The sequence below is a fragment of the Streptomyces sp. NPDC043878 genome (genome assembly GCF_056435735.1).
This window is the reverse complement of record NZ_JBWKDW010000022.1, coordinates 96,084-115,462: the sequence shown is the minus strand read 5'-3', so window position 1 is coordinate 115,462 and position 19,379 is coordinate 96,084. Positions and strand designations below refer to the sequence as shown.

At 71.3% G+C, this 19,379-nt stretch carries 12 protein-coding genes and 1 pseudogene; 10 read left to right on the top strand and 3 right to left on the bottom strand.

All coding sequences use genetic code 11. The features are described from left to right. Positions 1-160: 160 nt before the first annotated feature. From AC07AZ_RS27790 to AC07AZ_RS27775, 4 genes and pseudogenes are all read left to right on the top strand, one after another. Positions 161-1,666, top strand: a complete 1,506-nt coding sequence (locus AC07AZ_RS27790) for an FG-GAP-like repeat-containing protein (protein WP_478852381.1) — start codon at positions 161-163, stop codon at positions 1,664-1,666. A 205-nt stretch (positions 1,667-1,871) separates the two neighbouring features. Then, complete coding sequence (locus AC07AZ_RS27785) at positions 1,872-2,798, top strand: hypothetical protein (protein ID WP_478852379.1); 927 nt, start codon at positions 1,872-1,874, stop codon at positions 2,796-2,798. Between the two features lie 602 nt (positions 2,799-3,400). Next, on the top strand, positions 3,401-5,527 hold the full coding sequence (locus AC07AZ_RS27780; protein ID WP_478852377.1) for a beta-galactosidase: 2,127 nt from the start codon (positions 3,401-3,403) through the stop codon (positions 5,525-5,527). A gap of 100 nt (positions 5,528-5,627) precedes the next feature. Next, positions 5,628-6,879 (top strand): annotated as a pseudogene (locus tag AC07AZ_RS27775) (RICIN domain-containing protein). Positions 6,880-7,139: 260 nt separating this feature from the next. Here the strand turns inward: AC07AZ_RS27775 and AC07AZ_RS27770 are convergent. Further along, positions 7,140-8,132, bottom strand: coding sequence for a helix-turn-helix domain-containing protein (locus tag AC07AZ_RS27770; RefSeq protein WP_478852375.1), 993 nt, complete (start codon positions 8,130-8,132; stop codon positions 7,140-7,142). 250 nt (positions 8,133-8,382) lie between these two features. Between AC07AZ_RS27770 and AC07AZ_RS27765 the strand changes: the two genes are divergently transcribed. The 5 genes from AC07AZ_RS27765 (at position 8,383) to AC07AZ_RS27745 (ending at position 13,761) form a co-directional block, all read left to right on the top strand. Beyond that, positions 8,383-9,231, top strand: a complete 849-nt coding sequence (locus AC07AZ_RS27765) for an SDR family oxidoreductase (protein WP_478852373.1) — start codon at positions 8,383-8,385, stop codon at positions 9,229-9,231. Positions 9,232-9,447: 216 nt separating this feature from the next. Then, on the top strand, positions 9,448-10,428 hold the full coding sequence (locus tag AC07AZ_RS27760; protein ID WP_478852371.1) for an aldo/keto reductase: 981 nt from the start codon (positions 9,448-9,450) through the stop codon (positions 10,426-10,428). A gap of 138 nt (positions 10,429-10,566) precedes the next feature. Next, positions 10,567-11,109: an NAD(P)H-dependent oxidoreductase gene (locus tag AC07AZ_RS27755; RefSeq protein ID WP_478852369.1), complete on the top strand. Its 543-nt coding sequence runs from the start codon at positions 10,567-10,569 to the stop codon at positions 11,107-11,109. Positions 11,110-11,372: 263 nt separating this feature from the next. Then, positions 11,373-12,395, top strand: coding sequence for a LacI family DNA-binding transcriptional regulator (locus AC07AZ_RS27750; protein WP_478852367.1), 1,023 nt, complete (start codon positions 11,373-11,375; stop codon positions 12,393-12,395). 238 nt (positions 12,396-12,633) lie between these two features. Continuing rightward, positions 12,634-13,761, top strand: a complete 1,128-nt coding sequence (locus AC07AZ_RS27745; RefSeq protein ID WP_478852365.1) for a glycoside hydrolase family 12 protein — start codon at positions 12,634-12,636, stop codon at positions 13,759-13,761. A gap of 324 nt (positions 13,762-14,085) precedes the next feature. On the opposite strand, the gene AC07AZ_RS27740 is transcribed toward AC07AZ_RS27745, so the two are convergent. Further along, a complete protein-coding gene (locus AC07AZ_RS27740) occupies positions 14,086-14,961 on the bottom strand; it encodes an NAD-dependent epimerase/dehydratase family protein (RefSeq protein ID WP_478852363.1) in 876 nt (291 codons plus the stop codon). 593 nt (positions 14,962-15,554) lie between these two features. Here AC07AZ_RS27740 and AC07AZ_RS27735 point away from each other — a divergent pair. Beyond that, the gene (locus tag AC07AZ_RS27735) at positions 15,555-16,739 is read left to right on the top strand and encodes a beta-ketoacyl-[acyl-carrier-protein] synthase family protein (RefSeq protein ID WP_478852361.1); all 1,185 of its coding nucleotides are present in this window, start codon (positions 15,555-15,557) and stop codon (positions 16,737-16,739) included. Positions 16,740-17,149: 410 nt separating this feature from the next. Here AC07AZ_RS27735 and AC07AZ_RS27730 read toward each other — a convergent pair whose 3' ends face one another. After that, entirely contained in the window at positions 17,150-18,880 is a 1,731-nt protein-coding gene (locus tag AC07AZ_RS27730; RefSeq protein WP_478852359.1) for a RecQ family ATP-dependent DNA helicase, read from the bottom strand. Between the last annotated feature and the right edge of the window lie 499 nt (positions 18,881-19,379).

Genomic DNA, 19,379 nt, shown 5'->3' with positions numbered 1-19,379 from the left:
GGCGCGCCAAGCCGGCGCGGCCCCGGCCGGGGACACGACGTTCGGAACCCCGTCTTCCTCTTGTGCGCCGGGCGGATTCCCTCGCTCGGCAGGGCAACCCCTTGCCGATCCGGCGAGTCGTACGGGCCGTACCGGCGGCCTCACCACCAGGAGACAGCGCATGAACAGGCAGCGAAGAGCGTTCCGTACGGGTCTTGCCGTCGTTCTGGCGGTGACCGGGGTGGTGGCCGTGCCGGCGGTCGGGGCGGCCGCCGATGACGCACGACCGGTCGCGCCGGTCGCGCCGCGGTCGCAGGACGACTTCAACGGCGACGGCTACGGGGACCTTGCCGTGGGAGTGCCTTCCGCGCGGGTCGGGGGGCGGGCGAAGGCCGGGTACGCGGCAGTGGTCTACGGGTCGGCGAATGGGCTGAAGACGTCCACGAAGCGGGTGTTCACCCAGAACAGCGCCGGAACACCGGGTACGGCCGAGGCCGGTGATCAGTTCGGCAGTGCGCTGACCACCGCGGACCTGGACCGGGACGGGTTCGCGGATCTGCTCGTGGGAGTTCCCGGGGAGGACACGGCCGCAGGGCTGAACTCGGGTCTGGTGGAGGTGTTGTGGGGTGGTGTGCGGGGACTGTCGGCCGGGACGGTGGTGAGGTCGGGGCGGGAGGGCGACCATCTGGGCTTCCAGGGCCATCTGGCGGTCGGGGACGTGGACGGTGACGGCGTCGGCGATCTGATCACCGTGGTGAACCAGCACGACCTGTCGCTGACCGGCGGTCCCTTCACCCGGAGGGGGTCGGGTGCGGGGCGCCGGCAGGTGGTGAAGGACGCGTACGACAGTTACGTGATGGATCTGGCCGTGGGTGACGTCAACGGTGACGGTGTCACCGATGTGGTGGGGGCCGAGCGTGATGCCCGCGAGTGGGACTCGCGCCGGATCGTGTACTGGTTCGGGACCCGGCAGGGGCTCACCCCGTACACCCTGGTCCATGACACGGACGGCACCGGACTGATGGGGGGCGAGAACCTGGACGTCGGTGATGTGAACGCCGACGGTTACGCGGACATCGTGGTGGGCCGGGTCGTCGAGGGGTATCCCAGTGACGCCGGCACCTACCGGGCCAAGGGGGGCCGTGTCGCCTGGATTCCCGGCACCGCTGCCGGGCCCGACGGGGCCAGGGCGACGTTCTTCAGCCAGGCCACACCCGGCATCCCCGGAGGTGCGGAGAAGGGCGACCGGTTCGGCACCGACGTCCAGGTGGGTGACGTCGACGGCGACGGCTACGAGGACGTCGTCACGGGCCTGCCGGGGGAGGACAGGCACAGAGAGGACCTGGACGTGTCCGACATCGGCATGGTCGCGTATCTGCGTGGCAGCGCGGACGGCCTGACCGCCGCCGGGGCCCGCGTGGTCTCCCAGGACTCCTGGGGCGCCATCCCGGGCGTCTCGGAGCGGGGCGACGCCTTCGGCAGCGCCCTGCACCTCGGAGACAGCAACGGCGACGGCCGGCAGGACATGAGCGTCGGCGCGCCGGGGGAGAACTCCGGCTCCGGCTCCGTGTGGGGCTTCCGCTCGGAGGCGTATGTGGTGTCGGCCGGAAACACGGTCATCTTCGGCAACAGTCTGCTCGGCACCGACGGCACCCACGCGCGGCTGGGTGCGGGCTTCGCCTACTGACACAGCCGCCATCGTGGACCGGCCCGCACGGACGGGTGAGAGGCCCACGCTTGTCCATCCTCGAAGAACACGCGGCATGCGCCGCGTCGGTCCAGTCGGCGGGCTGTCGGCGGAAGTTCGGCGTGTGCTTTTCACCGGATGGCGGAAAACGTACTGAGTAGAAGCACTCATGTGTGTCAGGACGCGGGCTGGCAGGCTCCGCGGCATGACAAGTGGCAGAGGGGCACTGACGGCCCTGCATCTATTCCTGGTCTGGGCGACGACGGCGGCCGCCGTACCGGTGCTCGGCTTCGAGCTGGTGGCGGCGGCCTGGGGCGGCGGTGCCGGAGCGACGACGCAGGTCCTCGCTTTCGGCGTGCCGCTGATGGTGGGTCTGCTCGCCCTGGCGGCCATCCCGGCGAAGTCCGTGGTGCCGATGTGCGGCTCGGTGCGACGCAGGCTCGGTTGGGCGGTCCTGGTCTTCGTGCTCGGCACCCTCGGCGTTCTGGCGGGCCTGGCCGCCTACGCCGGGGACGTCGACCTGGGGAGCGCCGGCACGCGGGTCGCCCTGACAGGTGTGCCGTACGCCGTCGCCGCGGCGTTCTTCGTACCGAGCAGATGGGTACGGCTGGGAGGGGTGGCCGCGCTGGCGGCGGGCGTCGTCTTCGGGAGCGTCATCGGCCCGGCGCAGGCGCAGCAGCGCCGGCACGCGGCGGAGATCGCGCACTACCGGCAGCATCCCGAACTGCTGTACCTGGGCGCCGCGCCCCCTGGGCTGAGGGTCTCCCGCGCCGTGGTGGGCCCCGCCTACTTCGGCGTCGAGTACCACCCCGTCCGGGAAGGATACGAGTCGGGCTACGTGGGCCTCACGGTGCGTGTGGCCCTCACGCCGACACCACGATGCCCGGAGTTCGTGGAGAAGGATGCGACCTGCACGGTGGACGCGCACGGTGAGATGCGCGTGATCCGCCCGCTGCCCGGCGGCATCCGCGGCATCACTCTCACCCGTCACCGCCACGGCGTGGACACGGAGGTCACCAGCCAGTCCCTCGGCGAGTCGGGCCTGCGCCACCTCCTGAACACACTGCATCCTCTGTCGAACACGGAACTGGACACGCTGATGCGGGAGAAGGTGATCACCCAGGGCTACTGATCGTCCAGAGGGCCACTGAGGCTTGGCGGTTGAGGTCCCCCGGCGATGCGGCGGCGCCTCCCATGCGGTGGCCGGTCCGATCGACGCCGGGCAGGAGCACGGGCGCGAGCACGGCGAGCACGCCGTGTGGTTGTCGTCGTTCCCTCGGTCTCGGCGCGGGTGAGAGTCTCCCTCGGCAGTGAGTCGATGTTCCCTCGGTCTCGGCGCGGGTGAGAGTCTCCCCCGGCAGCGTGTCGATCGGTGGGTCTCCCGCTCGACGCCTTGGGCGGAGGCGGGACCCGCGAAGGCAGAAACCGGAAGGGCCGCCGCTCCGGGAGCGACAAGTGCTGCCCAGTCATCGACAACCGGATGCCCCGAGGAGAGACCAAGCGGATCCGCGCCCGTATGAGCATGAGCGCAGACGGCTACGTGACCACACCCAGCGGGTGGCCGCCCTGACTTCCGACTCCGCTTTCGTCTCCGGCGACGAAAGCCACGGCATCCGGGAGCGTGCTGGCCTTCCTGCTGCTCCAGCGCCACTGGCAGAGCGGACTGGCCACCGGCGGCGTCAAGCAGTAGCCCCGACACCCCCACAACGCCCCCTTCCCTCCGGAGGTTTGTTCATGGCGGACCTGGCCGCCCGCGTCCTCTTCGGCGCCGCCTACTACCACGAGTACCAGCCCTACGAACGCCCCGACGAACGCCTCAAGACCGATCTCGACCTGATGGCCGCCGCCCACGTCAGCGTGATCCGGGTCGGGGAGTCCGTCTGGTCGACCTGGGAGCCGGAGAACGGCCGGTTCGACCTCGACTGGCTCCAGCCCGTCCTCGACGGGGCCCACGAACGCGGCATCCACGTCGTCCTCGGCACCCCCACCTACGCCGTACCGCCGTGGCTGGCCCGCCAGTACCCGGAGATCACCGGCGAGCGGCGCACCGGCGAGCGCATCGGATGGGGTGCCCGGCAGGAGGTCGACTTCACCCACCCCGCGTTCCGGTTCCACGCCGAGCGGATCGTCCGCAAGGTCGTCGCCCGGTACGCCGGCCATCCGGCGGTCATCGGCTTCCAGGTCGACAACGAACCGGGCCTGGAGCTCTTCCACAACCACGGCGTCTTCCAGCGCTTCACCGACCACCTGCGTGCCAGGTACGGCGACGTCGACACCCTCAACCGCGAGTGGGGCCTGGTCTACTGGTCGCACCGGCTGTCGACGTGGGCCGACCTGTGGACGCCGGACGGCAACGCGCAGCCTCAGTACGACGTCGCCTGGCGGGAGTTCCAGGCCCGCCAGTGCACCGAGTTCATCGGCTGGCAGGCCGACATCGTCCGCGAGTACGCCCGCCCCGGGCAGTTCGTCACCACCTGCATCTCCTACAAGCGTCCCGCGGTGGAGGACGACGAACTGACCGACCGCCTCGACGTCACCACGGGCAACGCCTACTACGGCATGCAGGACGATCTGCTGCTGCCCGACACGAGGCCGGACGACCACGAGCAGAGCTGGCAGACCACCGGCGTGTGGGCGCTGTACCAGACCGCGGACTGGATGTTCTCCTCCCGCCAGGAGCCGTTCCTGGTCACCGAGACCAACGCGTCGTCCATCGGCATGCCGTGGGACAACCGGCCGGCCTACGACGGTCAGTGGCGCCAGGCTGCCTGGGCGCTGGTCGGCCGCGGTGCCCGCATGATCGAGTACTGGCACTGGCACACGCTGCACTTCGGCGCGGAGACCTACTGGGGCGGTATCCTGCCCCACACCGGGCAGCCCGGCCGCACGTATGCCGAACTGGCGCGCTTGGGGGCCGAGTTCGACGCCGTCGGTCCCCTCGTCGCCGGGCTCGAACCGGACGCCGACCTCACGATGGTGTACTCGACCCCGAGCAAGTGGCTCATGGAGAAGTACCCGCCGCTGGCCAAGCCCGACGGTGAGCCCGACCCGACCGCCTACCACCGCATCCTCGACTCCTTCTACCGCGGCGCCTTCGACGCCGACCGCCAGGTCCGCATCGTCCACGCCCGTCAGCTGCACGATCCACGCGGCGAGCGGGAGGGCATGACGCCGCAGGAAGCCGTCCGGCGCCACCCCGTCCTCGTCGTCCCGGCGCTCTACGTCGCCGCGGACTCGACGCTCGACTGGCTGGCGGCCTACGCCCGCGCGGGCGGCCACCTCGTCCTCGGCCCGCGCACCGGCTACGCCGACCACGAGGCGCGGGCCCGGCACGAGCCGGCTCCCGGACGCCTGGTCGAGGCCGCCGGGGTCCGGTACGACGAGTTCAGCAACCTCACCCAGGACGTTCCGGTGCGGCCCGCGGCCGACGGGCCGCTGGACCTGCCCGGGGGAGCGACGGCCACGCGCTGGGCGGACGGTCTGACCGTCACCGACGCCGACGTACTGGTCACCTACGACCACCCCCACTTCGGCCGCTGGCCGGCGGTCACCACACGCCGCCACGGCGCCGGCCCCGTCACCACCGTCGGCACCGTGCCCGGCCGCGACCTCGCTCGGGCACTGGCCACCTGGACGGCACCCGCCTCCCGCGGCGGATGGCGGGACCTCCCGGAGTCCGTCACCGCCACCACCGGCACCGCACCCGACGGACGGCGCGTCCACATCGTCCACAACTGGAGCTGGGAGCCGGCGAGCGTACCCGCCCCGGTGGACCTCTCCGACGCCCTGAACAGTACGACTCACCCCGCGGGCACGGCGCTGGACCTCGGCGCCTGGGACGTCCGCGTGTTCGTCTCCTGATCCGGCCTCCACCGCCACCACCGTGGCCATCCCCCGAGGAGGGGCGTTGCACAGAAGAAGAGCAGGGAAAGCGCTGGGAGCCTTCGTCGCGGCATCAGCGATGCTGGCGCTACCCATGGGGAGCGTGCAGGCGTACAACCCGACGGGTGGAATCCTCTACCAGCTCGGAAACGAGCCGTGCCTGAAGGGCCGGGGCAACTGCGCGGTCTACCCGAAGTCGGCGCAACTGCCGAGCGGGCGCCTGGTCGCGTCCTTCGAGAGGTCCACCGTCGTAGCGGCGACGGGCAGCGCCGACCAGCAGACCCTGCCCGTCTACCGGAGCGACGACCACGGCACCTCCTGGCAGCCGCTGTCCGAGGTGAAGGCACAGGACCTGGGACGGGCGCAGCGCGAAGTGGAGCGGCCCCGTCGTCGACGTCGCCGGACTGACCCAGGACATGGGCGGCGGCAGGACGGAGATCGGCGGGGGGCGGCCGGGCATGCCCAACGTCGTCCGCACGACGGACGGCAGGTGGGTACTCACCTTCGAATACTGGGGCGGGGGAGTGAACACCAGATACCTGCTGGCCGATGACCCGTTGAAGTTCGCCACCGGATCGACCACCGGACCGGGCATCGGCACGGGTGTCACCACGCTGCCGCTCGACACCGGTTCCCACGCCCTGGCGACCGGCGGCAGCCCCGTCCTCATCAGGCTTCCCGGGGGGGCGCCTCGTGTACAACGCGGCCGGCAGCGGCAACGTCTGGGTCAACGAGAGCGGACGCGGCGACGGCGTGTGGAAGGAGTACCAGACGACCTCTCCGGCCGGCTACAGCCGCGACCTGCAGTACGTGGACGGCACCGGCCGCGTCGCGATCCTCAACAACCAGGGCACCTCGACCCTCGCCCACGCCGAGGTGGACCTCGGCCCATCCGACGGTCCCTACTACCAGTTGGTCAACCGCAGGACCGGCCAGGTGATCGGCACCGGGAACAAGACCAACGACGCGAACATCGGCAACGCCGACACTCCCGACGTCCGTCTGGAGAAGCCCGGCTCGGCGGCGAACCGGGACACCCAGTACTGGCACGTGTTCACCGAACCGAACGGCGGCACGACCCTGCTGAACAAGTCGGGCGGTCGCGCGGCAGCGTCTGGACGGGCAACGCGACGGCCGGCCAGCGCATCGGCCAGTGGGTCGACAACAGCGCCACCGGCAGCTGGAACCTGATCAGAACCAGCGGCGGGTTCTACCGACTGCAGTCCGTCAAGAACACGTCTCTGTACCTGAGCGGCGCGTCGGACGGGGCGCCTCTGACCTTGCAGGCCGAGACCACGGACGGCTCGCAGGACTGGAAACTCGTCCGGTAGCCCCGACTGGAAGCGGGCCCGCGACGACCTGGAGTTCTCTGTGTCCGTCGAGATCGCCGCCGATGTCGTGAGCGCGTCCGGGGGACGGCCTGTCGAGGAGTGATCGGGGCCCGGGCGTCACTGCTCCCGCCTTCCTGACCGTCAACTGACGACCGGCGGCTCCCCACCACACCGCGGCTCTTCGATGCCCTGGCCGGGGGATCGTGCCGGTGCGCCGGAAGCGCGGACGACTGTGCGGATCGACGCCTCCGGGCGGTCGGTCAGTCGGGTGCCCCGGACGGGTCCGCGGCCGAAGCGGAATCGTCGGCCGGTGCGGACCGCTCGCGGCCGTCGTGGGCCGGCGCGGACCGCTCCAAGCCCTCGTTGGCCGCGGCCCAACTGGCCAGCAGGTTCAGGGCGTCCTGCGAGGGGGACGCGGGTTCGGCGGTGTAGGTGAGGAGGAACTGGCTGGGGCCGGCAGGGAGTGGAAAGGTCTCGAAGGGCAGATCGAGGTCACCGACGACCGGGTGGTGCAGGAGTTTCACGCCGGTGGTGTGCATGCGCACGTTGTGGGCGGCCCAGCGGCGGCGGAAGTCCGCGCTGCGGGTGGAGAGTTCCCCGATCAGGTCCGTCAGCCGCCGGTCGTAGAGGTCGCGGCCGGCCTCGGCACGCAGCATGGCGACCGTGTCGTTCGCGACCTCGTCCCAGTGGCGGAAGAACCCGGGCGCGTGCGGACTCAGGAAGACGAAGCGGGCGTTGTTCGGCGGCCGCGCCGGGTCGGCGTAGACCGGCGAGAACAGGGCGCGCCCGAGGTGGTTGGCGGCCAGGATGTCCCCGCGCCCGCTGAGGATGAACGCGGGTGTGCCGCTCATGGAGTCGAGGACGCGTCGCACCGTGGGCCTGACGTGCTGCTGGGCCGGTCGGCGGCGCGGGGGGCGGGTGGTGCCGGCGCCGCGCAGGAGGTCCAGCAGGTGGAGTCGTTCGGCCTCGTCGAGCTGAAGTGCCTGCGCGATGCCTTCGATGACGCTCTCCGAGACACCCGTGGCGTTGCCGCGCTCCAGGCGGGTGTAGTACTCGCTGGAGATGCCTGCGAGGAGGGCGACCTCTTCGCGGCGCAGCCCGGTGACGCGCCGGCGCTCTCCGCCGTAGACGGGCAGTCCGGCCTGTTCGGGGGTGACTTTGGCGCGTCGCGTGCCGAGGAATTCCCGGATCTCCGCGCGGAAGTCGTCGCGAATGTCGCGATGGGTGCCGTAAGGGTCGTTTCTGCCTGCCATGGGCTTCACTCTATGAGCGCCGGGGCCGGGCTGGGGGTCCCTGTCAGTGACCCCCTCATCAGGGACTCCCACCCTCCCGTGCCAACCGGTTCTCTTGGTGATGCCCGCAGTGCCCACGACGGTGTGAACGGTCCGGGCCCGGCGGCAGCCCTGTCCGCCGGTCTCCGGCCCCTCCGCAGCAGCGTGGGCACCGCGGGCATCACCCCCGCACAGACCGGGTGCCGCTCGCGGCACCCAGAAGGAAACCCTCATGAGCAAGGTCATTCTCGTCACCGGTGCCGGACGCGGTCTGGGCACCGACATCGCCCGCGAGGCTCTCGCCGCCGGCCACCAGGTGGTCGCCACCGGCCGTCGCCCCGAAGAGGTCGAGAAGGTTCTCGGCGGACCGCAGGCCGGATTGTCGGCCGCCAGACTCGACGTCACCAGCCCGGAGGACGCCGAAGCCGCCGTCCAGGCCGCGGTCGATCGCTTCGGCGGTGTCGACGTCCTCATCAACAACGCCGGAAATCTCTACACCGGCTACTTCGAGGAGATCTCGCCCGCGCAGATGCGCCGGCAGTTCGAGACCAACCTCTTCGGCCCGATGAACGTCACCCGCGCCGTCCTGCCGATCATGCGACGGCAGCGTGCCGGCCACATCATCACCATCACCTCGACCGCCGGCCTGGTCGGTATGGAGTTCACCTCCGCCTACGCCGCCTCCAAGTTCGCGGAGGAGGGCTGGATGGAGTCGCTGCGCTACGACGTCGAGCCGTACAACATCCACACCACCGTCGTGGAGCCCGGCTACTTCCGCACCGAACTGCTCGTGGACGGTTCCACCAACTGGCCCGAGCTGTCGATCGACGACTACGCCCCGCGGACCGCCCCGAGGATCGAGGGCATGAAGAGCATGAACGGCCGGCAGCCCGGGGACCCCGCCAAGCTCGCCCGCGCCCTGCTCACCATCGCCGGCCAGGACAAGCCCCTGCGGCGCTTCGTCGCCGGCGCGGACGCCATCGAGGCCGCCGAGGCCAAGGCGAAGGAACTCCTCGCCCAGGCCGAAGCCTCCCGGGAACTGGGCGGCAGTCTCTCCTACGACGACGGTCACGCAGAGTGACACGACCGGCACCCCGCCGGAGCGCGGGTGGTCGGGCTCCGGCCGAGCCGGAAGCCGCCACCCATCACCGCCGGCCGTCGATCCGCTGCCCGGGCACCCACCTCAGCACCACCAGAGTGTGACGGGCGCACCGAGGACGCACAAGCACTGGTCAGGTCGGCTCACAGGCCGTGACAGCCGACCGGGCCTGACAGCCACTACGACAAGGATCACCTGATGAAGCACGTATCACTGGGCGGGCTCGATGTCTCGCGCATCGGTCTGGGAGCCATGACCATGGCCGGCACGTACACCACGGGCGGGGGGCTCGATGACGCCGAGTCGACCCGCACCATTCACCGTGCGCTGGAGCTTGGGGTCACGCACATCGACACCGCCGAGATCTACGGCCCCTTCCACAGCGAGGAACTCGTCGGCAAGGCCATCAAGGGCCGCCGCGACGACGTGGTCGTGGCGACGAAGTTCGGTCTCGTCTCCCACGCCGGCGACGGCCCCGGCGTCATCGACAGCAGCCCCTCCAACGTGAAGACCGCCGTCGAAGGCTCCCTCAAGCGACTCGGCACCGACCACATCGACCTCTACTACCAGCACCGCGTCGACCCCGACACACCCATCGAGGAAACCGTCGGCGCGCTGGCCGAGCTCGTCACCGAGGGCAAGGTGCGTTACATCGGACTCTCCGAGGCCGGGCCCGACACGATCCGCCGGGCCCACGCCGTGCACCCGGTGGCGGCGCTGCAGACCGAGTACTCCCTGTGGACCCGCGACGTCGAGGACGAGATCCTCCCGCTGCTGCGTGAGCTCGGCGTCGGGTTCGTGCCCTACTCCCCGCTCGGCCACGGCCTGCTGACCGGGCAGATCCGCACTGTCGACGACTTCGCCGACGACGACTGGCGCAAGACCAACCCGAGGTTCACCGGGGAGAACTTCCAGCGCAACCTGCGCATCGTCGACGAAGTGCGGGCCATCGGCGCCGAGATCGGAGCCAGCCCGGCCCAGACCGCGCTGGCCTGGCTGCTGACCCGCGGCAACGACGTCGCCCCCATTCCCGGCACCCGCCGGGTCTCCCGCGTCGAGGAGAACACCGCCGCCGACGCCGTCGAACTCACCCCCGCACAGCTCGACCGCCTCAACAACCTCACCCCCGCCGCCGGCGAACGCCACGACGAGGCCAACATGGCCAGCATCGACCGCTGACCACCGGCGCGGCCGCCCTGCCCCCTGCTCCTGGACTTCGCGAAGGACTGGCGCCCCGGCAGAGTCCTGGCCCGTCACACCCGACCGACCCGCATCTCCGTTCACCCCTTTCACTGATCACTGAAGAGGCTTCTCACCATGTCCAAGGTTCTCCTTGTCGTAGGCCACCCCGACCTGTCCCAGTCGAAGGCCAACGCGGCACTCGTGGACGCCGTCCGCGATCTGGCCCATGTCACCGTGCACGACCTCTACGCCACCTACCCCGACTTCCGGATCGACGTCGACGCAGAGCAGGCGCTGCTGGCCGAGCACGATGTGATCGTCTTCCAGCACCCGGTGTTCTGGTACAACACCACCCCGCTGTTCAAGCAGTGGCAGGACAAGGTCTTCACCCTTGGCTGGGCCTTCACCATGGACGGCTCTCCCTCGCAGCTGGCCGGCAAGAAGGCCCTCGTCGCCGTCACCGCCGGCGTCCCCGCCGGGCACTACACCCCCGAAGGCGCGAACAAGGCCACCATCGAGACCCTCCTCAGCAGCTGGGAAGCGACCCTGAGACTGTGCCAGTTCGACATCCAGCAGCCGATGGTCAAGGTGTACGGCACTGCTTTCGGCCTCTCCGACGAGGACCTGGCCATCGCCGCCAAGCAGTACAACGAACTGCTCGCCTCCTTCGCCGCCTGACGGGACGTCCACAGCGTTGCCGCGTCGTCGATCGCGACGCGGCACGGAAACGCCCGCTCTGTCCGGCGAACGGCTTGCCGCGGCCCTGTTCCCGGCCCAGGCATCAGACGCTCGCGTGCGGGTGACGCCGATTCCCGCCGCATGTCGTGATCCCTGGGGACTTCCGGCGTGAGGACCCTCAGCCATGCGCTCCCCGTGGCTGGAGAAACCATGTGCCCGCCTCCCTCCGAGCCGTAAGATCGGTGATCTCAGGGGAGGTGGTGATGGGCAGTCAGCGCCCTGGCGCGCCGACGCTGGAGGAGGTGGCCGCCCACGCCGGGGTGGGACGGGGCACGGTCTCCCGGGTCGTCAACAACGCGGCCGGCGTCAAGGAGTCCACGCGCCGAGCCGTGCAGCGAGCCATCGAGGAACTGGGGTACGTGCCCAATCTCGCGGCGCGGTCCCTGGCGGGCCGGCGGGCCGACGCCGTCGCACTCGTCCTGGCGGAGCCGGACTGGAGGCAGTTCGCGGAGCCGTTCTTCTCCGAGATCGTCCGCTCGCTCGGGGACGCGCTGGCCGACACCGGGATGCAACTGCTGCTGACCCTGGTGCGTTCGGATGCCGAGCGGCAGCGGTTCCTCGAGTACGCGCGCGGCGGACGGGTGGACGGAGCCCTGCTGGTGTCCGTGCACGCGGGTGACCCGCTGCCCGACATGCTCGCCGAGGCCCGGCTGCCGACCGTGCTGCTGGGACGCCGGTCGGGCGACGAACGCATCAGTTACGTCGACGCGGACAACGTCGGCGGCGCCCGCAACGCCGTCTCCCATCTGCTGAACCGGGGCAGCACGGGCATCGCCACCATCACCGGGCCGCTGGACATGCACGTCGCGCGCTGCCGGCTGCGCGGATACCAGGAGGCGCTGGCCGCGGCCGGTCTGCGGACCGACTCGTCCTGGGTCGCGGAGAGCGACTTCACCCAGGAGAGCGGCCGGCGCGCCATGGCCGAACTCATCGGCCGCCACCCGGAGATCGACGGCGTCCTCGCCGCGTCGGACACCACCGCGGTGGGGGCTCTGGAGGCGCTGCGCGCGGCGGGACGGCGTGTGCCCGACGACGTCGCCGTGATCGGTTTCGACGACTTCCCGCTGGCCGAGCAGACCGCGCCGCGCCTGACCACGGTGCGTCAGCCCTTGGAGGAGATCGGGCGGGCCATGGTGAGGCTGCTTCTCGAAGAGATGAAGGAGCCCGCTGTGGCGTGGCGGCATGTCATCCTCCGCACGGACCTGGTGGTGCGCGAGTCCGCCTGAGCACGGACAGGGGGCGCCACGCTTCGGGAGCGCTCCCAATCGGCAGATGCGAGGCATGGAGCGCTCCGCGCCTGCCCGCCGCGCTCGAAGAGGCTTGAAACCTTCGCGTCCACAGTCTTGTCAGGGGCATGCGGCTTCCCTAGAGTCCCTGCCGAAACCGAGGGAATGGGAGCGCTCCCAAAACAGCGTGCGGAAGTGCCCCCGCGTCAACTCCCCCACCCCTTCGGAAAGGACCCGCATGCGACCGTCACCGCACCATGCCCGCAGGGCGCGTGGCCTGTTCGGCGCCCTGCTCACGACGCTCGTCTCACTGGCCGCGCTGCTGACCACCGCCTCGGCGGCGCAGGCCGACACCACCATCTGCGAGCAGTTCGGATCGACGACGATCCAGGGCCGTTACGTCGTCCAGAACAACCGCTGGGGAACCAGCGACCCCCAGTGCGTCACCGCCACGGACTCCGGATTCCGCGTCACCCAGGCCGACGGCTCGGTGCCGACGAACGGAGCGCCGAAGTCCTACCCGTCCGTTTTCAACGGCTGCCACTACACCAACTGCTCACCCGGCACGAACCTGCCCGCCCGGCTCAGCACCATCGCCGGTGCGCCCACCAGCATCTCCTACAGCTACGTGAACAACGCGGTGTACGACGCCGCTTACGACATCTGGCTCGACCCCACACCCCGCACCGACGGAGTCAACCGCACCGAGATCATGGTGTGGCTGAACAAGGTCGGATCCGTGCAGCCCGTCGGCTCCCAGGTCGGCACCGCCACCGTGGCGGGCCGCCAGTGGCAGGTGTGGTCCGGCAACAACGGATCCAACGACGTCCTGTCCTTCGTCGCCCCTGCGGCGATCAGCAGCTGGACCTTCGACGTCATGGACTTCGTCCGTCAGGCCGTCTCCCGCCAACTGGCCCAGAACTCCTGGTATCTCACCAGCGTCCAGGCCGGCTTCGAACCCTGGCAGGCCGGCGCCGGCCTCGCGGTGACCTCCTTCTCCTCCACCGTCGACACCGGCGGGGGCAACCCGGGTGATCCGGGCGGCTCCGCAGCCTGCAAGGTGACCTACGCGACGAACGTCTGGCAGGGCGGCTTCACCGCCGACGTCACCCTCACCAACACCGGCTCCTCGCCCCTCAACGGATGGAACCTGGCGTTCACCCTGCCCGCCGGGCAGCAGATCACCGGCAGCTGGAACGCCGGGCTGTCCGCGTCGTCGGGGGCGGTCACGGCGACGAACCTCGCCCACAACGCGCAGGTCGCGCCCGGCGGCCAGACGTCCTTCGGTTTCCAGGGCGCCTACTCGGGTGCGTTCGCCAAGCCCGGCGGCTTCAGCCTCAACGGCACTGCCTGCGCCACCGCCTGACGCCTTACCCCGCCCGGGCTCGCCCGCCGTCTCCGCATCCGGAGGGCGGGCCCGGGTGTGGCCGGCGCCGACCGGCCGGGCGGGTGCCGCATTGGCCGGCTCCGGCTGGGCGGGTGCCGTGAACGTCGTGGGCAAAAGGGCGACGCCGTACGGGTTGTGAGCCAGGGCGCGGTGTCGCCTTGGGTGCGCGCAGCCGATGACGTGGAGATCGCCGGGTTCGCTGGAGGCAGAGCCGTCCGCGTCACCGGAACCGGCACGGTGCCGACGACGTGTCGAGGTTGCGGTCGCAGACCTGTTCAGGACCCCGGCAGGACCGTGAAGAACTCACGAGTCGCGCCGGGCCGCGAATCCGGTCCGCCAGGTCGGCCGGGCGGGCCGCCAACCCCGGCTTCGGGCCAGTGAGTTGAGGGCGCCTCGCTCCCATCCCTGCCGACCTGCCACCCGGGTGGGTGCGGGCACGCCGAGGGCGCCGGCCAGGGCGGGCAGCCACTCGTGGGCGGGGGACGGCTCGTCGTCCACGACGTTCACCGGTCCGCTCGGCCAGTCCAGGGCGGCCAGCGCGGCGCCCGCAGCGTCGGCGACATGGACGAAGGAACTCACCGCGTCGTTCGCCACGGTGCTCCCCAGGAACGGCGCCGACCGGTCGCCTGCCAGGGCCGCCGCGAAAGCGCCGCCCGGTGCGTACCAGGTGCCGGTCCCGTACAGCAGCCCGTAGCGCAGCACGACCGCTGTCTCCAGTTCGGCCACCGTCTCCTCCAGGGCCCTGACGGCGGCAACCGTCCGGGCCCGGGGTTGAGCGGCCGTGGTGTCGAGCGGTACCGCCTCGTCGGCCGGACCCCCGCCCGGCGCGTACGCCCAGGAGATCGACTGTGCGACGATCCGGCTCACCCCAGCCGCCTTCGCGGCCTCCACCAGATTCCTCGTCCCCTCCCGGCGAATGCGGCCGTTGGCCGCCCCGTCCGCGCCGGAGAGGTCGGTGAGCTGGTGGACCACTGCCTCCGGTGCGGCCGCGCAGACCGCGTCCCGCAACCTCTCCGCGTCGAGCGCGTCCACCTGTGATCCCGTCGCTCCGAGGCTTTCGATGTGCTCGATCCCGGCCGGCGACCTCGAGGTCCCGGTGACCTCGTGTCCGGCCTCCAGCAGCATCGGGACGAGCAGACTGCCGACAGCGCCGGTCGCGCCGGCGACGAAGACACGCATGGAAACTCCAGTGTCAGGGGGGTGGGCGGGCGTTCAGGATGAGTGGAGCGTCCTGCGGCTTGCCGAAGCGCCTGTCAGGACGGCAGGAACGCTCGCCATGACGGCGGTCACGAGAGCTGCCCATCCTTGATCCATGCCGCCATCCTGCCGTGCACGGTGCGGAGTTGCACAGGTGGTCGTCGCCCATCCCTGCGCATCGCCGTGCGTCGGGGTGGCCGTCGCCCGCCCTTGCGCATCGCCGTGCCTCGACGCGCTCGAAGAGCCGACGCCGTATCCGGGACGACGGCGCGAGACATGGATGGTCACTCGGCCCTCTGCCGTTCCGGACCCGCTGACTCCGTCGACTGACAGCACGTCAGGTAGGCCCGCGGACTCGCTCCGAAGGACGCATGGCGCGGGGTGTGTGCCGTATCACGTCCTCCAAAGTCGCCCAAGTTGTCTGCATCACAGCGTAAATGTCCCTTTGGGGTCCATGCTCGACGGGAGCAGCGACTCCCGCAGTGGAGTCCATCGGTATGGGCGCGAAGTTCCGAAGTGGTCCATGACGCAGCCCCCGTGACGTTCCTCCTCGTTCCCTCGGAAAGGTGCCCGACATGGCCGCTTACCTCTGTCCTCCTGCCGTGATACACGGTGAACACGCCGTGCAGACCAGCGAGATCGTGGCCGAGGTGCGTGACCGCCACCCGCACGCGCCGTGGGCTCCGCGGATCGAGGGCATCGCGGCCGGCACCGGCATAGAGACACGCGGGTGGATGCTGCCGCTGGAGGCCGCCGTCGCGCCCGGCAACGGCAGCAGCCTGCAGGCTGTCGGCACCGGGCGCGCCCAGGAGGCGCTGGCACGCGACGGGTTCACCCGACAGGACGTGGACCGCGTGATCGCCGCCCTGGAGTCGATACCCGCGCCGCAGACCGTCCAGGAGCGCACCGGGCCGGCCTGGGAGGCCGTCCAGTCCTACGGGGAGCGTGCGGCGCGCGGAGCCCTGCAGATCGCCGGGCTGGACGCCGCGGACGTCGACTGCCTGATCACCAGTCACTCCACCACCCCCGCGCTGCCGGGTCTGGACATCGCCCTGGCCAACAAGCTTGACCTCCGCGACGACGTGCTGCTGCTGCCGGCCGCACAGTGGGCCTGTATCGCGGGAACCCGGTCCCTGGCCCTGGCGGCGGATCTCGTGGCCGCGGACCCCGAACGGGTGGTGCTGGTCGTGATCGCGGAGGCGCTGAGCACCACCTACCAGCCCGCGGACGACACCCTCGAGTCATTGATCGTCCGGTTGCTGTTCGCGGACACCGCGGTCGCCGCCGTGGTCACCGGCCGCCCGAGGCGCGAGTCCGTGCTGCGGCTGGACGCCGCCTGGCACCACACCCTGCCCGGCACCCAGGACCTGCACCGCCTGGAAACACGGGCGGACGGCACCCACTTCGTGATGGACCGGCGAGGGCCGCGCGCCGTGCAGGAGACGGTCACCGCCATGTGGGAGTGGCTGCGTCTCCGCTACCAGGACGACCCCGACTCCTGGCACCCCGACGTGCTGCTCGCGCACCCCGGCGGCACCCGCGTGCTGGAGTACATGGAGCAGACGATGCCCGACGCGTGGCCGTCGGGGCTGCTCGACTACAGCCGGGACAGCTACACCAGCGGCAACCGCGGAGGCGCCGCCGTGTTCGACATCCTGAGGCGGGCGTACGACGCCGGGCAGAAGCCGGGCAGCCGCGCCGTTCTGTACGCCGCGGCACCCGGCCTCACCGCCACCGCCCTCGAAGGGGAGTGGCTGTAACGGGAGCCCGCGCCACCGGCAGCGGCGGACGGACCGCCCGCGTCACCGCTGACGTCACCGGCAGCGGCGAACCAACCGTCCGCGTCACCGCGGAAGCCACCGGCAGCAGCGGACGGGCAACCCGCCGGCGGACGGGCAGCCCGCGTCATCGCTGACGTCACCCGCAGCGGGGAACGTGCGGCCCGCATCACCTTTCACGCCAACGGCACCGATGGGGGCGCCGTCTGTACCGTCACCGGCGTCGCACGACGTTCCGGCCCTCGCGCCCACACGCGCACCCGGTCGCTCCGCGCCCCTCCTGACCGCTCCTGCGGGCCGCGAGCGCGAGGACCGGAGCCGGAGCGGCGCATCACGCGGGCCCGGCCCGCCGAGGTGGCGTCACCCGGTCGTCACGGCGGACGGCACTGGCGTCACCCGGTCGTCACGGAGGACGGCACCGGCGTCAGCAGGCCGCGCGCCTGGACGGCGGCGAGGGACAGGGTGCGATAGCCCACGCTCTCGAACAGGACCGTGATCCTGTCCCCCTCCTCGCTCATGACCTCGCCCTCGCCCCACGCACTGTGCCCCACCCGCGTCCCGGGCGGGAAAGCGCCGTCGGCCGCCACGGGTTCCAGCGGGCCGGGGCCCGTGCCGGACAGGATGTCTCCCGTCCGAACGGTGGTCTCCTCCCACTCCTGGGTACGGGCGCAGGTGTCGCAGCCCGCGCAGTCGCCCTCCGCCAGACTCTCGCCGAAGTACCCGAGCATGTGGCGCCGGCGACAGCCGTTCGTCTCCGCGTACGCCCGCATCATCTCCACCCGGGAACGCTCCAGGTCCACCCGGGCGGAAGCGATCCGCATCGCCTCGCGGACGCAGTCGTCCCGCCGAGCCCCGGGCACGGCCCGAACGCCGCCGCGTTTCTGCGTCGTGACGGCCCCGGCCTCCTCCAGCAGGTGCAGCATCGACGTCAGCGCTGTCTGTGAGAGTCCGGTGCGTTCGCGCAGACGGGTCGCCGTGACCGGTTCCCGGTGCTCGCGCACCGCGTCGATCAGCCCGCCCAGCATCTCCGGGTCGGGGGAAGCGCCCGTCCGGAACCGTTGCACGCCGAGGTCCTCGGGCCGGTAGGCGAGGATCGCCGTCGACGGCTGTCCGTCGCGGCCCGCCCGCCCGATCTCCTGGTAGTACGTGTCGAGGGAACCCGGCACCGACGCGTGCAGCACGAAGCGGATGTTCGGCTTGTCGATGCCCATCCCGAACGCGGAGGTGGCCACGACCACGTCGAGTTCACCGTCCCGGAAGCGGTCGTGCGTCCGGGAGCGCTCGGCCGCCGGCAGCCCCGCGTGGTAGGCGGCGCTGTCGAACCCGAGCGCCGACAGTTCCCGCGCGTACTCCTCGGCCTCCCGCCGCGTCCCCGCGTAGACGATGCCCGGTTTGGCCTCGGCCGCGGCCCGTTCCACCACCCACCGGCGCTTTCCCGCGTTCTCCCGGTGCCGTACGACCTCCAGCGTGATGTTGCGGCGGTCGAACCCCGCGACCACCTCGTGCGGCTGGTGCATGCCGAGCCGCTCCACGATGTCCGCCCGTACGGGGGCCGCCGCGCTGGCGGTCAGGGCCAGCAGCGGAGGCCGGCCGATGCGTTCGCGCGCATGACACAGGGACAGGTAGTCGGGCCGGAAGTCGTATCCCCATGAGGACACGCAGTGCGCCTCGTCGACCACCATGAGCGCGGGCCCGGCCGCGGCGATCTGCTCCACCACCTCGTCCTTCGCGAGCTGCTCGGGCGAGACGAACAGGAAGTCCAGGCTGCCTTCGCGTACGCGCTCCCACACGGCTTCGTTGTCCCGCGGGCGCTGCGCGGAGTTGACGGCCGAGGCGCTGGATCCCTCGATACGGGTGAGGTGGGCGACCTGGTCGCGCTGGAGTGCGATCAGGGGCGAGACCACCACGGTCGGCCCTTCGAGCAGGACGCCGGGCACCTGGTACACGGCTGACTTGCCCGCACCGGTCGGCATCACCACGATGGTGTCGCGTCCCTCCATCACGGCTGTCATGGCGTCGAGTTGGGACGGGCGCAGACTCTGCCAGCCGAACACCTCACGGGCACAACGGTGCAGGCGTCTCCTGAGTGACCTGGTCTTGAAGTATCCGACCTTTACGCGCATGGCACTCCTGACGCCGCTCTCCAGTGGGGTTCGGCGCTCGTGTACCCCCGACGGGACGAAAAACGGTCCGCTCGCGCGGTGTTGTCGTTCTGTGTCGTCGGTGGTCGGTGGTCGGTGGTCGGTGGTCGGTTGCCGTCGCCGGGTGCGAGGGTGCGGCGTTCCGGAGCCGCCGGCGTGCGGAACCGCTCGTGTGCCACCCGGAGACTGCCGGCGGCCGAGTACGGCGCCCCTCCTGTGCGGCCACGTTCTCAGCCGTGACGACCCCTGGGCTCCCACTTGGCGGTAAGCCCGGAACCCGCGCCGGACCGGGCCAGACCGGGCCGGACCGGACCGGACCGGACCGGGGCGGGGCGGAGCGGACCGGACCGGGGCGGGGGGGGGGGGGGGGGGGCGGCCCCCCCCCCCCCCCCCCCCCCATCCCCCCCCCCCCCCCCCCCCCCCACCCCCCCCCCCCCCCCCCCCCCCCCCCCTCCCCCCCCCCCCCCCCCCCCCCCCCCTA